At 65.3% G+C, this 13,415-nt stretch carries 15 protein-coding genes, 1 tRNA gene and 1 pseudogene; 7 read left to right on the top strand and 10 right to left on the bottom strand.

Annotation, left to right across the window (positions count from 1 at the left end; genetic code table 11):
* Positions 1-170 (bottom strand): annotated as a pseudogene (locus ACO1P8_RS06470) (2-dehydro-3-deoxy-6-phosphogalactonate aldolase); the annotation flags it as partial.
* A 19-nt stretch (positions 171-189) separates the two neighbouring features.
* Positions 190-1,182, bottom strand: coding sequence for a 2-dehydro-3-deoxygalactonokinase (locus tag ACO1P8_RS06465; protein WP_486295089.1), 993 nt, complete (start codon positions 1,180-1,182; stop codon positions 190-192).
* A 205-nt stretch (positions 1,183-1,387) separates the two neighbouring features.
* Between ACO1P8_RS06465 and ACO1P8_RS06460 the strand changes: the two genes are divergently transcribed.
* A complete protein-coding gene (locus tag ACO1P8_RS06460; RefSeq protein WP_486295088.1) occupies positions 1,388-2,242 on the top strand; it encodes an IclR family transcriptional regulator in 855 nt (284 codons plus the stop codon).
* On the opposite strand, the gene ampD is transcribed toward ACO1P8_RS06460, so the two are convergent.
* The 3 genes from ampD to ACO1P8_RS06445 are packed head-to-tail and all read right to left on the bottom strand — an operon-like array spanning position 2,200 to position 3,909.
* On the bottom strand, positions 2,200-2,778 hold the full coding sequence (ampD, locus tag ACO1P8_RS06455; RefSeq protein WP_486295087.1) for a 1,6-anhydro-N-acetylmuramyl-L-alanine amidase AmpD: 579 nt from the start codon (positions 2,776-2,778) through the stop codon (positions 2,200-2,202). The two genes, ACO1P8_RS06460 and ampD, sit on opposite strands and share 43 nt — an antisense overlap.
* 20 nt (positions 2,779-2,798) lie before the next feature.
* Positions 2,799-3,065 (bottom strand): PP0621 family protein, encoded by a 267-nt coding sequence (locus ACO1P8_RS06450; protein ID WP_486295086.1) that lies wholly within the window; start codon positions 3,063-3,065, stop codon positions 2,799-2,801.
* A 1-nt stretch (position 3,066) separates the two neighbouring features.
* Entirely contained in the window at positions 3,067-3,909 is an 843-nt protein-coding gene (locus ACO1P8_RS06445; RefSeq protein ID WP_486295085.1) for a cytochrome C assembly family protein, read from the bottom strand.
* Positions 3,910-4,039: 130 nt separating this feature from the next.
* On the opposite strand from ACO1P8_RS06445, the gene ffh reads away from it, so the two are divergent.
* Positions 4,040-5,452 (top strand): signal recognition particle protein, encoded by a 1,413-nt coding sequence (gene ffh / locus ACO1P8_RS06440; RefSeq protein WP_486295084.1) that lies wholly within the window; start codon positions 4,040-4,042, stop codon positions 5,450-5,452.
* 224 nt (positions 5,453-5,676) lie between these two features.
* Here ffh and thiS read toward each other — a convergent pair whose 3' ends face one another.
* The 4 genes from thiS to ACO1P8_RS06420 form a co-directional block, all read right to left on the bottom strand.
* Positions 5,677-5,877 (bottom strand): sulfur carrier protein ThiS, encoded by a 201-nt coding sequence (gene thiS / locus ACO1P8_RS06435; RefSeq protein ID WP_486295083.1) that lies wholly within the window; start codon positions 5,875-5,877, stop codon positions 5,677-5,679.
* Positions 5,878-5,897: 20 nt separating this feature from the next.
* On the bottom strand, positions 5,898-6,848 hold the full coding sequence (gene pip / locus ACO1P8_RS06430; RefSeq protein WP_486295082.1) for a prolyl aminopeptidase: 951 nt from the start codon (positions 6,846-6,848) through the stop codon (positions 5,898-5,900).
* The gene (gene trmB, locus ACO1P8_RS06425) at positions 6,849-7,622 is read right to left on the bottom strand and encodes a tRNA (guanosine(46)-N7)-methyltransferase TrmB (protein WP_486295081.1); all 774 of its coding nucleotides are present in this window, start codon (positions 7,620-7,622) and stop codon (positions 6,849-6,851) included.
* A 257-nt stretch (positions 7,623-7,879) separates the two neighbouring features.
* The gene (locus tag ACO1P8_RS06420) at positions 7,880-8,107 is read right to left on the bottom strand and encodes a hypothetical protein (protein WP_486295080.1); all 228 of its coding nucleotides are present in this window, start codon (positions 8,105-8,107) and stop codon (positions 7,880-7,882) included.
* A gap of 211 nt (positions 8,108-8,318) precedes the next feature.
* Here ACO1P8_RS06420 and ACO1P8_RS06415 point away from each other — a divergent pair.
* The 4 genes from ACO1P8_RS06415 to ACO1P8_RS06400 all read left to right on the top strand — a co-directional run bounded on the left by ACO1P8_RS06415 (position 8,319) and on the right by ACO1P8_RS06400 (position 10,944).
* Positions 8,319-8,392 (top strand) — tRNA-Gly (locus ACO1P8_RS06415).
* A gap of 730 nt (positions 8,393-9,122) precedes the next feature.
* Positions 9,123-9,539 (top strand): cupin domain-containing protein, encoded by a 417-nt coding sequence (locus tag ACO1P8_RS06410; RefSeq protein ID WP_486295079.1) that lies wholly within the window; start codon positions 9,123-9,125, stop codon positions 9,537-9,539.
* A 159-nt stretch (positions 9,540-9,698) separates the two neighbouring features.
* A complete protein-coding gene (locus tag ACO1P8_RS06405) occupies positions 9,699-10,412 on the top strand; it encodes a glutathione S-transferase N-terminal domain-containing protein (protein ID WP_486295078.1) in 714 nt (237 codons plus the stop codon).
* A 247-nt stretch (positions 10,413-10,659) separates the two neighbouring features.
* Entirely contained in the window at positions 10,660-10,944 is a 285-nt protein-coding gene (locus ACO1P8_RS06400) for a hypothetical protein (RefSeq protein WP_486295077.1), read from the top strand.
* A 24-nt stretch (positions 10,945-10,968) separates the two neighbouring features.
* Here ACO1P8_RS06400 and ftsH read toward each other — a convergent pair whose 3' ends face one another.
* Positions 10,969-12,798, bottom strand: a complete 1,830-nt coding sequence (ftsH, locus tag ACO1P8_RS06395; protein ID WP_486295076.1) for an ATP-dependent zinc metalloprotease FtsH — start codon at positions 12,796-12,798, stop codon at positions 10,969-10,971.
* 428 nt (positions 12,799-13,226) lie between these two features.
* On the opposite strand from ftsH, the gene ACO1P8_RS06390 reads away from it, so the two are divergent.
* Positions 13,227-13,415 (top strand): hypothetical protein (locus ACO1P8_RS06390; protein ID WP_486295075.1); only part of this gene is annotated, 189 nt, incomplete at its 3' end.

Here is a 13,415-nt window from a genome sequence, read left to right as displayed (position 1 = left end):
TCGGGCGAATTGAGCGGGACTTCGATGATGCGGAAGCCCGCGCGGTAGAGCGCGTCGCCGACGGCTTCGGCCTCGGCGGGCTTGATACCGCGCAGGATGGCGATCAATCCGCAGTCGGCCATCGCGGTTTGCAAAGGCGACCGCGCGCCAGGGGAGGGGACTGGGGGCATGGCGATTCCTTGTTGCGTGTCAGGGGCTGCCGGCCAGGCCGGCCGATACGGCAAGCCGCCACAGGCCGCGTTGCGCGGCCTGCGAGGCCAGGGTGGGAGCCGCCAGGCCGAAGCGCGGCAGCGCGCTGGCGTAACGGCGGCACAGGTCTTCGTCGCCGCACAGGACGATGCGCGACGGCATGCCGCGCGCGGCCAGCAGGGCGCGCAGCGCGCCGAGCTCGTGGCCGATCAGCAGGCCGGACAGGTAATCCGGTTGGGCGGCCGGCGCGAGCTGTCCGGTCAGCCCCAGCGCGCGCGTGCTGAAGATCGTCGATAGCACGCCGCCGCGGCCCAGTGCCGAGCCGGCCACGGCCAGGCCGCGGTCGAACGCGTCGTCGTCAGGGGTGGCGGGGTCCGCCATGGTGCGGCCCAGTATCGTGTGGCCGCGCAAGGCGGCATACACCTCGCCGGTCATGAAGGTATCGAATTCGACGATGCGGCCGCCGCGCACCCGCACCCATTTGCAATGGGTGCCCGGCAAGCCGACCAGCAGGTCGTCCACGGCATCGTCCAGGCTGTCGATTACGCCGACCACCTGGGTTTCCTCGCCACGGATCACGTTGGGCAGGCCTTCGCGTTGTAGCAGGCCCGGGATGATGCGCAGGACGGCGCCACGCCGGGTGTCCACTTCGGTCAGCCGGGCACCGATGTCGCGCGGATCGACGGGAAGGTCCAGATAGGCGGCCTCGGCCCAGCCCTGGGCGCTGCCCACCATGCCGCAGGCGATCACCGGCAAACCGGGTGTGGCGCGCAGCCAATCGCCGCACGCCTGTTCGAACGCCAATTCGAAGCCGGATGCCGATGCGGCGGGTGCCGGGCCGTCGGCGGGGGGCGCTGGCAGCCGCATGATGCCCCAGGGCAGATGGCGCGCATCCAGGACGGTGCCGCCGGCGGCCAAACGGTAGGCGCGCAATGACGACGTGCCCCAGTCCAGGGCGATGAGTGCCGCGGGCGGCGGCGCTTCGGCGTTCATAAGGCCTGTCCTTGTGAGTTGGTCTTTACTCGTCTGCGTTGCGGATTCTATTACTCGTCCAAAATTTGCTCAAAATATAGAATTCCGTCCCACATATAGGGATAAACTGCCGGATCCGCGTGTCGACCCGCCAGCAAGGGCCGTGCGTCGCCGCGGGTCGGCGCCGGAACCCTCGCGCCGGATGGGTGTAAGGACAATGGACGGAATGGACACGACGGAACACGCCGGGCAGACCGGCGAAGCAGCAGCCGCTACCCCCGGGACGCAGACGCTGATGCGCGGGTTGGCCGTGGTCCAGGCGGTCGCCGACGGGGCGCGCGACCTGCGCGACATATGCGCGCGCATCCGCGTGGCGCGCAGTACCACCCACAGGTTGGCCAGTTGCCTGGTGCAGGAACGCTATCTTCGGGTGCTTCCCGGCTATGGCTATACGCTGGGACCGCGTTTGATCGAGCTGGGATTCCAGGCGCGCGAGGAGATCCCGCTGGCCACGCTGGCCCGCCCTTACCTGGACGAACTGGCGCGCATCAGCGGCGATACGATTCACCTGGCCGTGCGCGATGGCGCCGAGGCGCTGTATCTGGACAAGATCCCCGGCAAAAAAGGGCTGGAAATGCGTTCGCGCGTGGGGCATCGCATGCCGCTGGCCGTCACGGGCGTGGGCAAGGCCCTGCTGCTGGACGGCGACGAAGCGCAATGGCTGGAAATGCTGCGCGCCGGGTCCCCGGTGTCGCCGCGGGCGCCGGGCAATGTCCAGCCGGAAACGCGTTTCCTGGAGCGTATGCGCGAGTACACGCGCGCGGGCTATGCCTTCGACCTGGAGGACAACGAACCCTCCATCCGCTGCGTGGCGGCGCCGGTGCGCGATGCCGCCCGCGCCATCGTCGCGGCCATCAGCGTGTCCAGCACGATCCCCTACATGCCCATGGAACGCATGCGCGAAATGATCCCCGTGGTGCAGGCGGCCGCGCGCGAGGTTTCAAGCGAATTGGGATGGCGGCCGCCGGAGACCGCCGGCTATCGTTCGGGCAACGAGCGCCACGAAAAGCCGCACACGTAACCGAAGCGCGCCCATCCGAACGCGGGGCCGGGGTCCGTCTTGCGTAGGGGCGCGATGTCGGAATGGCCGCGTACTGCCCGCAAGGGATAGCGCGCGGTCAGCGCGGGCGTCAGCCTGGCCAGCGCCGTGTATTGGGCATCGGTATAGGGCAGCACGTCCGTGCCTTCGAGCTCGATGCCTATCGAAAAATCGTTGCAGCGCTCGCGGCCTTCGAAGCGCGATACGCCGGCATGCCAGGCGCGGCGTTCCGTGCTGACGAACTGCGCGATGGCGCCGTCGCGCCGTACGAAGAAATGCGCGGACACGCGCAAGCCGCGCAGGCGCTCCAGCCAGGGATGGGCCCCGTAATCCAGGGTGTTCAGGAATAGGCCGTGCACGTGGGGGCCGCCGAACTCGCCCGGTGGCAAGCTGATGTTGTGGATCACAAGCAGGGATACCGCGGTCCCGTCGGGTCTCTCATCGTGATTGGGCGAAGGCGCGCGCGTGACGTCGCGCGCCGGTTTCAGCCATCCGTGCCGATCGAGTTGCAGGCCCATCCGCTAGCGTGTCCTTTCCGTTAATGCTTTTCCCCGAGGCGGGCGTGTTCGTGGCTGCACCACGTGCGGCCGCCGATCAGGGTGGCTTCCGACCGCGGCAAATGAATGCCGCAATGCGCGCAGCGCACCATTTGCTCGGCCGGTAGGGTGCGGCCGGCGGGAGCGCGGCCGCGTGGCGTTCGCGCGGCCTTGCCGGCCTGGCTGTTGCGCGCATTGGCGCGGGCGGCGATGCGCGCGACGGTCAGCACCACCAGCACGACGATGATCCACAAAAGCAGCTTGCCCACTTCAACCCCGATGCAGCAGAACTTCCAGCACGAACCGGCTGCCGGTATAGGCCAGCAGCAGCAACGCAAAACCCGACAACGTCCAGCGCAGCGCGACCCGCCCGCGCCATCCTTTCCGGTAGCGTCCCAGCAGCAGTACGCCGAAAGTCAGCCACGATAGCAGTGTGAAGACCGTCTTGTGGTCGAACGGCAGTAGGCGCTGCGTCAGCATATAGGAAGCCACGGACCCGGTGATGACGGTCAGGGTCAGGACGGCGAAGCCGATGGAAATGACGCGGAACAGCAGCCGTTCCTGCATCAGCAGCGGCGGTTGCACGTCCAGCACCTTGCCCATCAGGCTGGCGCCCTCGGTCTGTTCCACCGGCCGGTGCAGATGGCGGTCCAGCAATGCCATAAGCATCGCCTGCACCGCGGCCACCGTCATCAGCCCGTAGGCGATCAGCGCGATCACCAGATGGATGCGCAGCCACGAGTTGTTGGCATGCGGCACGACCTGGCCCTGCGGGAACGCCGCCGCCAGCGCGCAGACGAAGGCCGCGGCCGGCAGCAGCAGGAGCAGCAGGCCATCGATGCGCACGACCAGGCTTTCCAGCCAGAAAATCACCATGCCCAGCCAGATCGCCGCCGACAGCGCCAGCGCCCAGCCGATGAAAAGATAGGGGCCGCCCAGGAGCGACTGGTAAAGCGCCACGCCTTGCAGGAACAGGCCGCCGGTCAGGCAGGTGCGGGCGACCCGGCCCGCATGCTGGATACCATCCGCGCTTGCCAGGCGGCGCCATAGGGACACACCCAACACCGCGTACGCCAGCGCGGCGACCGCGTGAAATACAATGCCTGATGACATAGGAACCGTTGTTGTTCTCGATGGGGCCCGCGCGCGGGTCGATCCGGCTTGTTGCCGGTACCGCGCGCCGGTGCGATACGCACCGGGCCAGGCCCCCGCCAGCCGACTAGTTTAAGCGGAAACGCATCTCATGCTCGATAACCTTACTCAACGCCTCTCGCGCGTCGTCAAGACGCTGCGCGGGGAAGCCCGCCTGACCGAGGCCAACACCCAGGAAATGCTGCGCGAAGTGCGCATGGCGCTGCTGGAGGCCGACGTGGCGCTGCCGGTCGTGCGCGACTTCGTGGCCCGCGTGAAGGAAAAGGCGCTGGGGGAAGAGGTCTCCAACAGCCTCAGCCCCGGTCAGGCGCTGGTCGGCATCGTTCATAAGGAGCTGACTGCCCTGATGGGCGGCGACCTCGGCGCGGAGGCCGGCGAACTCTCCCTGGCGGTGCAGCCCCCGGCTGTCATCCTGATGGCCGGCCTGCAGGGCGCCGGTAAAACCACCACCACGGGCAAACTCGCACGCTGGCTGGCGGAAGGCAACCATGTCCAGAACGGCCGTAAAACCGGCAAAAAGAAGGTGGCGGTGGTCAGCGCGGACGTCTATCGTCCGGCTGCCATCGAACAGCTGAAAACCGTCGCCGCGCAGGTGGGCGTCGATTTTCTGCCTTCCGATCCCAGCCAGAAACCGGAAGACATCGCCCGCCATGCCGTGGACCATGCCCGGCGCTATCACTATGACGTGCTGATCGTCGACACGGCGGGCCGATTGGGCATCGACGAGGCCATGATGCGCGAAATCCGCGCCTTGTACGACCTGGTCAAGCCCGTTGAAACGTTGTTCGTGGTCGACGCCATGCAGGGCCAGGACGCCGTCAATACGGCCCGTGCCTTTGCCGACGCGCTGCCCCTGACCGGCGTGATCCTGACCAAGCTGGACGGCGATGCGCGCGGTGGCGCGGCCCTGTCCGTGCGCCACGTGACCGGCAAACCGTTGAAGTTCGTCGGCGTTTCGGAAAAACTGGACGGCCTGGAGGCCTTCTACCCGGACCGCATGGCGCAGCGCGTCCTGGGCATGGGCGATATCGTCTCGCTGGTCGAGCAGGCGCAGCGCAATATCGACATCGCCGAGGCGCAGAAGCTGGCGACCAAGCTGAAGTCGGGCAACAAGTTCGACCTGAACGACTTCCGCGAGCAGCTGGGCCAGGTCAAGAAGATGGGCGATATGAGCGCGCTGCTGGAAAAGCTGCCCGCCCAGTTCCAGCAGGCGGCGGGCCAGCTGCAGAGCGGCCAGGCCGACAAGCAGCTGCGCCGCACCGAAGGCATTCTTAGCTCCATGACGCCGGCCGAGCGCGCCAAGCCCGAGCTTATCAAGGCGTCGCGCAAGCGTCGCATCGCCGCCGGCGCCGGCGTGCCTGTCCAGGAGGTCAACCGCCTGCTTTCCCAGTTCGAGCAGATGCAGGGGATGATGAAGCAAATGAAGAAGGGCGGCATGGCCAAGATGATGCGGGCCATGGGCGGCCTGAAAGGCCTGGGTCGTTTCGGCGGCGGGATGCGCTAGGCGCGCCGGGTTCCCGACCGCAAAAAAACGGCCAGGAATCTACCTGGCCGATGTGACCGGAGCGGGAGGGGAAAAATCCGCGCCGGCGAGACCGTCGAACACGCTGCGGAAGTTCGATGGCAGATCCATTATGCGGATCGGCTCGCGGGAGCACCGTCACAGAGTTGTAACCGGTTGCGAGCGTCACGTTGTGTAGTACGCTGTGTCGTGAACTGAGCCCCGCATCAACCGCCTCCCACGGCGACGACGATCTCCAGCTTGTCGTTTTGTTTCAGATGCGTGTCCGCGTGCTGACTTTTAGGCACAATTTCGCCGTTCTTTTCGACCGCGACGCGCTTGCCGACATAGCCGAGCAATTCCAACAGGCCGAGTACCGTCGTTTCGGCGGCGATTTCCCTCGGCTCACCGTTCAGCTGAATCTTCATCGTCATATCCCGGGGGCGGTTCAGGGGCGGCCCGTTGCCGCATAGCGGTTGGTGGCCTCCAGCAGATGAGCAAGAATGCCGGGCTCGTCGAAGGCATGGCCGGCATCCGGCACGATGTGCAGGCGGGCTTCGGGCCAGGCGCGGTGCAGGTCCCACGCCGTGCGGACCGGCGTGCAAGCATCGTACCGTCCCTGCACGATCACGCCCGGTACGTCGCGCAGCTTGTGCGCATCGCGGATCAACTGGCCTTCCGCCATGAAGCCTTCATGGACGAAATAGTGGTTTTCGATGCGCGCGAAAGCCAGGGCCGCCTGGTCGCCCGCGTGGCTTTGCTGGTGGCGCATGCTGGGCAGCATGGTGATGGTGCTGTCTTCCCACCGGCTCCACGCCTTGGCCGCCGCGAGTTGCGCGGCCGGGTCGCTACCCGTCAGCCGACGGCGATAGGCCTGCACCATATCGTCGCGCTCTTCCGGCGGAATCGGCGCCACGTATTCTTCCCACAGGTCCGGAAAGAGTTCGGACGCACCGTGCTGGTAATACCACTGCACCTCGGACCGCCGCACGGTGAAGATCCCGCGCAGGATCAAGGCCGCCACGCGGTCGGTGTGCGTTTGCGCATAGGCCAGCGCCAGCGTGGAGCCCCAGGACCCCCCGAATACCAGCCAGCGATCCGCGCCGGCCACTTCGGTGCGCAGGCGCTCCATATCGGCCACCAGATGCCACGTGGTGTTGTTGTCCAGGCTGGCGTGCGGCCGCGAACGGCCGCACCCGCGCTGATCGAACAGCAGCACGTTGTATTGGGCGGGATCGAATAATTGCCGATGCACCGGCGCGCACCCGCTACCGGGTCCGCCGTGCAGGAACACAGCGGGCTTGCCGGCGGGATTGCCGCACAGCTCCCAATACACCTGGTGGCCGTCGCCGGTGTCCAGCATGCCGTGGCGATAAGGTTCGATAGCGGGGAATAGCATTCAGGCGACTCGCTTGAACATGAGGTCCCAGACCCCGTGGCCCAGGCGCAGGCCGCGGGTTTCGAATTTGGTCTGGGGACGGAATTCGGGACGCGGCGCGTAGCCGTCGGCGGTGTTGCGCAATTGGGGTTCGGCGCCCAGGACTTCGAGCATCTGCTCCGCGTAATGTTCCCAGTCGGTGGCGCAATGCACGTAGCCGCCCGGCTTGACGCGGCTGGCCAGCAGGGAAACGAAGGGCGGCTGGATCAGGCGCCGCTTGTGATGGCGCTTCTTGGGCCAGGGATCGGGAAAGTAGATGTGTACGCCGTCCAGGGAGTCCGGCGCAATCATGTCGCGCAGGACTTCCACCGCGTCATGCTGGATGATGCGGACGTTGCGCAGGGCGGAGGCCTCGATGCGCTTGAGCATCGAGCCGACGCCGGCATTGAAGACCTCCACACCCAGGAAATTGTCGCCGGGGCGGTCCAGGGCGATGCGTTCGGTGGTTTCACCCATGCCGAAGCCGATTTCCAGGATGGTGGGCGCCTGGCGCCCGAAGATGGCGGCCGGATCCAGCCGGCGTTGGGCATAGGGAATGGACCACTGCGCCAGCAGCCGTTCCAGCGCGTCGCGCTGGCCTTGCGTGATATGGCCGCGCCGGTGGACGAAGCTGCGGATATGCGTGGCGGCCAGGCCGTCGGGGGTGTGTTCCGGCGACGCCAGGTCAGCCTGGGAGGCGGGTGTCAGGGACGGCGATGGAGGCTCGTCGTCTTCGGATGCGGAGGTCGTATTCATAGCGCGCCATTGTAGTGGGCTGGACTGGTGCGCGGGCGCAGGAGGGACAGGATTAGCCTATGCGGCGGCCCGCGTCCGCCGCCGCGCTATAATTCGTCTCCCTGCCGCGGGCGCTTGCCAGCGGTACGGCCTTGTCTAGCACAGCTAGGTCGGGAATTTCTCGACCATTCCTCTGCCCAGCCCTGAACAGACCATTCCCGTCCACTGTTGATCGCGGCGGGAGCGGCATGCGCGTAATCCGCCCGAATCGAGCCAGGCTAGCGCTGCTGCTTGAGCTTTGCCGTCTGCTCTTCATTCAGCCGCGCGGCCTCGTCCCTGGCGTAGGCCGCTTCGCCGGCCTCGTAAGAGCCCTCGTAGGAGCAACTGTTCCACCAGTGGCAGGAACTGCTGCGTTTGGGGGCGGCCGGGCCACAGGCGCTGAGCAGTATGGGGAGAGACAAGGCCAGTATGAAGCGGGGAAGCATGTCGCGGAGTTGCCGTTGCATTGAATCGAATCCGTAAGACTGTCAGCTAACGCCCCTGGGGTCAAACGCGCGCCGGATAATCGGATCGTGGGCTGCGCTCAGCGCGCGCTCCACCGGCAGGCCATCCAATCCGCGGGAGACCGCGCCTGCCGCACCGCGCACCATCGGCCACCCTAGGCCAATGTATAATCGCCTTCCTGCTGGCGCCACGCCATGCAGACGCGACATCCGGGCGGGTGTAGTTCAATGGTAGAACGGCGGCTTCCCAAGCCTCAAGCGTGGGTTCGATTCCCATCACCCGCTCCACTGCATCAATCTGCGGACTTCCGCAGCAGTCCAAGAGAGTCTGCGAGTCGTTGCCGCAAAGATTTTTCCTCTCTTTGGTGATCTGCCGTAGTCCACTGCGATCCGCCTACAGCCGGGACTTTTAAGTCCACAAACAAGTCCATTTTTGCGGGCGCGGCTGATTCCGGATTGTTGATGGAGGGACGAGGCCGACGTGACCAGCATCTGGTTCCTGACTCATGTTCAGGAGCAACAGCATGGCACGCTCAGACCTGGCCGTTCGACAGGCCAAGGCAACAGGCAAGGCATACACCCTCCCTGACTTGGATGGTTCGGTGAAGTTGGCTTTCGGCCGTGCTCCGCCCAGAGACGCCCGGGGTGACAAGGACAGCAAGCCATTTGCGCAGCGCAGAACGGATTCTCGTCCAGAGACAGGTCGGGATCGAGCGCGAAGGTGCGAGGGTCCCTGAGCCAGCCGCGTTCGTAATGAAAGCGGATCTGGCCGCGGTCGTGGGCGAGCGTGCCTGCCTTGCTTACGGGGCCAAGATCAACTGTTCGCATAGCGCATCGCGGTGGGCGGAATACAGTCGCTTAAGTCGACGGACACGGAAAGCTTCGATGTCCGGTCGAGGCGAATCCGCAGGCTTGCGCCCCTGATCTTGGTACACACGAGAACCGGCGATTTTGGTTCTTTGGTTCGTACCGGCAAAGGTACAGAATTCCGGCGTCAACCTGGAGATAAAAGTCGACCATGATGCCGCGCCGTTTTCTGTCCGCGTTTTGCGCGATTGTTGCGATCTTCGCCAGTACCCGCGTCCCTGCGCATGAGGGCAGCGAAAAAGTGAAGCCGATTTTCGAACAGGCGATTCCCAATGTGCCGGGGAAATCGCTCGTCGCGGTGGAGGTCGAGTATCCGCCCGGCGGTGCGTCGGTACCTCACACGCATGCGAAATCCGCGTTCATTTACGCGTATGTGATATCGGGCGCGATCGAATCGAAGGTGAACGATGGCGAAGCGCATGTGTATCGCGCCGGAGAAGGCTGGTCCGAGCCTCCCGGCGCGAGACATACAGTCAGCCGAAATGCGAGCAAAACCCAACCCGCGAAGCTGCTGGCGGTATTTGTCGTTGACGCCGACGATAAAGAACTGACCACGCCGGACCGGTAATGCGGCTGCCCCCGGCCTGCGGCGATTGCGGGGAGGGGTGTGCCGCCGGTTTGATCCTATCCGGCATTTTATTGAGCATGGGTAGTCTCGAAGCCGGTATCGCTCAGGCCTAAAGTACACGCTTCGGACCTCAGGGCCAGAAAGCGCAGGAGACAGAAAGTGACACTGGACCATCCCATCTTCCGGCGTTGGCCGGCACAGCATCCCGATCGACTCCAGCTTTTTTCATTGCCGACGCCCAACGGCGTGAAGGTCGGCATCATGCTGGAGGAAACCGGGCTGGCCTATGAACCGCATCGCATCGATATCACGGCCAATGACAGCCACGACCCGGCGTTCCTCGCGCTCAATCCCAATGGCAAGATCCCGGCGATCTACGATCCCGACGGACCGGGCGGCCGACCGCTGGCCTTGTTCGAGTCGGGCGCGATCCTGATCTATCTCGCGGACAAGTCCGGGCAGTTCCTGCCGGCGGACCCGCACGCACGCTACGAAACGATCCAGTGGCTGATGTGGCAGATGGGCGGAGTAGGGCCGATGTTCGGCCAGGTCGGCTTCTTCAACAAGTTCGCCGGCAAGGCTTATGAAGACAAGCGCCCGCGCGACCGATACGTGGCCGAGTCGGCAAGGCTGCTCGGTGTCCTTGACCAAAGGCTTGCCGCTCGCGAGTGGATTATGGACGCCGGCTACACCATTGCCGATATTTCGCTGCTCGGCTGGGTGCGTAACCTGGTCGGCTTCTACGAAGCGCGCGAGCTTGTCGGCTTCGACCGCTTTACGCACGTGCAGGCGTGGTTTGAGCGTGGCCTCGCGCGCCCGGCGGTGCAGCGCGGATTGCGAGTGACGGACCAGGGGGCCGAGCGGCAGGATTGATACGGAATGCGGCGATACGTTTCCACGTGATTTCGGCATACCCGAAATATTGCGGTCTGCCTTCAAACGCATTCATAATCTTGCGAATTCCGGCTTCCCCGCCGGGATAGACGCCTATATGCGCGCGGGTGTGTGGCCGGCATCGGCCGCTGCGCCCGCGCCGAAAAACGCTCTCTTCGCCACGACAACAGCCGGGTGCTCTGCTGTATCGAAATGGCCAGGGAATTCCACCAGGCCCAGAGGGACGATGTCCATTTCAATGCTGATCCGCCGTACCGCACTGCTGTTACTCGTGGCGCTTGTGTCCGCGTGCTCTTCCACGAAGACCAGCCCCGATGTTCCCGGCGGCGAGGCGGCTTCGTCGAGCCCGAGCGTCACCACCAGCCAGGCAGCCGACTCATGCAGGTCCAACCGTAGCAAATGCATCTACAAGGGCCATTACGACGCGGGCGAGCGCGACTATGCCGAAAAAGAGGCAAAGCGCCTGAACATGGCCGAGCTGGAGCGGCTGCGCCGGGCCTTCGGTAATTGACGCGCCCGGCGGCGTGCGACGTGCCTATGCCGCTGGCGCGATGCGGGCCTGGTCCGCGATGCCGTGCAACTCGGTCTCGTCCAGCGTTTCCTTTTCCAGCAGCAGCCTGGCGGTGCGTTCCAGGACGTCGCGCCGCGCTTCCAGCATTTTCACGGTGCGCGCGAACGCCGTTTCGATGATCTGGTGCACCGTCCGGTCGACCACCGCCGCGGTGGCCTCGGAATAATCGCGTTCCGTCTTGGACGGACCCAGCTCATCCGGGATCAGGAAAGACCGCCGGTCCCGCTCCAGCGAAACATTGCCGATGGTTTCGGTCATCCCGTAGCGCATGGCCATTGCGCGCGCGATGTCGGTGACCTTGGCCAGATCGTCCGCCGCGCCGGTGGACAGGTGCCCGTAGACCACCCATTCGGCGGCGCGGCCACCCAGCAGCACCGCCATCTTGTTCTCCAGTTCCTCGCGCGTCATCAGGAAGCGATCCTCCGTGGGGCGCTGGATGGTGTAGCCCAGCGCGCCGACGCCGCGCGGAATGATCGACACCTTGTGGACCGGATCCACGCCGGGCAGGGCCATGGCGATCAGTGCGTGGCCGGTCTCGTGGTAGGCCACGACTTCGCGCTCTTTCGGGTTGAGCAGCCGGTTGCGCTTTTCCAGGCCGGCGACGATACGTTCGATGGCGTTGTTGAAGTCCGCCATCGCTACCGCCGCGGCCTGCCGGCGGGTGGCCAGCAGCGCCGCTTCGTTGACGAGGTTGGCGAGGTCGGCGCCGGTGAAGCCGGGTGTCAGCGCCGCCACGCTCGCCGCGTCCACGTCCGGCGCCAGCGTGACTTTCTTCATGTGCACCATCAGGATCTGGATGCGGCCCTGCTTGTCGGGCCGGTCCACCAGCACCTGGCGGTCGAAGCGGCCGGCGCGCAGCAGCGCCGGGTCCAGGATCTCGGGCCGATTGGTGGCCGCCAGCAGGACCAGGCCGGTCGACGCGTCGAAGCCGTCGAGCTCGACCAGCAACTGGTTCAGCGTCTGTTCCTTTTCGTCGTGGCCGCCCATGGGGCCGATTCCGCGCGCCCGGCCTAAGGCGTCGAGTTCGTCGATGAAGATGATGGCGGGGGCCTTGGCGCGGGCCTGTTCGAACAGGTCGCGCACCCGAGCCGCGCCGACACCCACGAACATCTCGACGAACTCCGAACCCGAAATCGAAAAGAACGGGACTTTGGCCTCGCCTGCCACGGCCCGCGCCAGCAAGGTCTTGCCGGTGCCGGGCGGCCCGACCAGCAGCACACCCTTGGGCATGCGGCCGCCCAGCCGCCCATATTCCTTGGGATTGCGCAGGAAATCGATGATCTCTTTGAGCTCTTCCTTGGCTTCATCGACGCCGGCGACGTCATCGAACGTGACGCGGGTATCGGTTTCGACATAGACCTTGGCCTTGCTCTTGCCTATCTGCATCAGCCCGCCGCCGATGCCGCCGCCTATCCGGCGCAGGATGAATATCCATATCCCGGCGAACAGCACCACCGGCAGCACCCACGACAGCAGGTCGCGCAGGAAGGTGCTTTCGATCTGGCCGGTGACCACCGCGCCATGCTCGCGCAGCTGGCGGGCGATGTCGGGCTGGACGCGGGCGGTGATGAAATGGGTGCGGCCTTCCTGCGGCGTGGTGAAACGGCCCTGGATGTATTGGTCGGATACGGCGGCCTCGGCGATCTGGCCGGCGTCCAGGTAGGTCTCGAACTGGCTGTAGGGGATCTGCGCGACTTGCTGGGTGGCGGTGTAGAACGATTGGAACCAAAGCAAGGCGGCGATCGCCAGCAGCCAGTAGCCCAGGTGGAACTGCGTCTTCCGGTTGATTTTCATATCGGGTTCCCGGGACGGCCGCCGCGGCCCGCGGTCGGGGCCTTGCCGGCGGGTCGTGGGCGGCGCCGTTCGCGCGACGTCAGCCCTTGACCGTGATGCGCTCGACGCGGGATTGCGCGCTTGCGCTCCTGGCCAGTGTAATGGCCGGCACGCCATTCTTGAAACTGGCTTCGACCTGGTCCCCGTCGATGCGATGGCCGGGACGGGCTCGCGGCCGGCCGTCCCTTGCCTGAAGTCGAGCGTCACAAGACATTACGCCCCTTGCGGGGGCTGCAACTTGCCGGATGCGCGAGACCAGGCCACTATTTCAACGGTCGTAATCGACTGATCATCTATCGGGAAAAACGGGAAGCGGAACGGGAATCAGATTGCCGATATGTCCGTTTGACGACTCGCGGCACCGCTTTACAAAGCATGAGGACCGCCTTATGACCACCAATGACCAAACCATATCGGCACTGGATCCATCCGTGGATCCAACTTACGCCTGTGTCGATTTCGTGGACCCAGTCCTGGCGTATGCGAGCCACGACGGGAGCGAGGAGGTTTATGTCAGCGACAACATCACCGACGAGGGCTGGCCATTGGAATTCAGGTACCTTACCGGTTACCCCGCG

The organism is Bordetella sp. (genome assembly GCF_057362025.1).
This window is presented reverse-complemented; position numbering and strand designations above follow the sequence as displayed.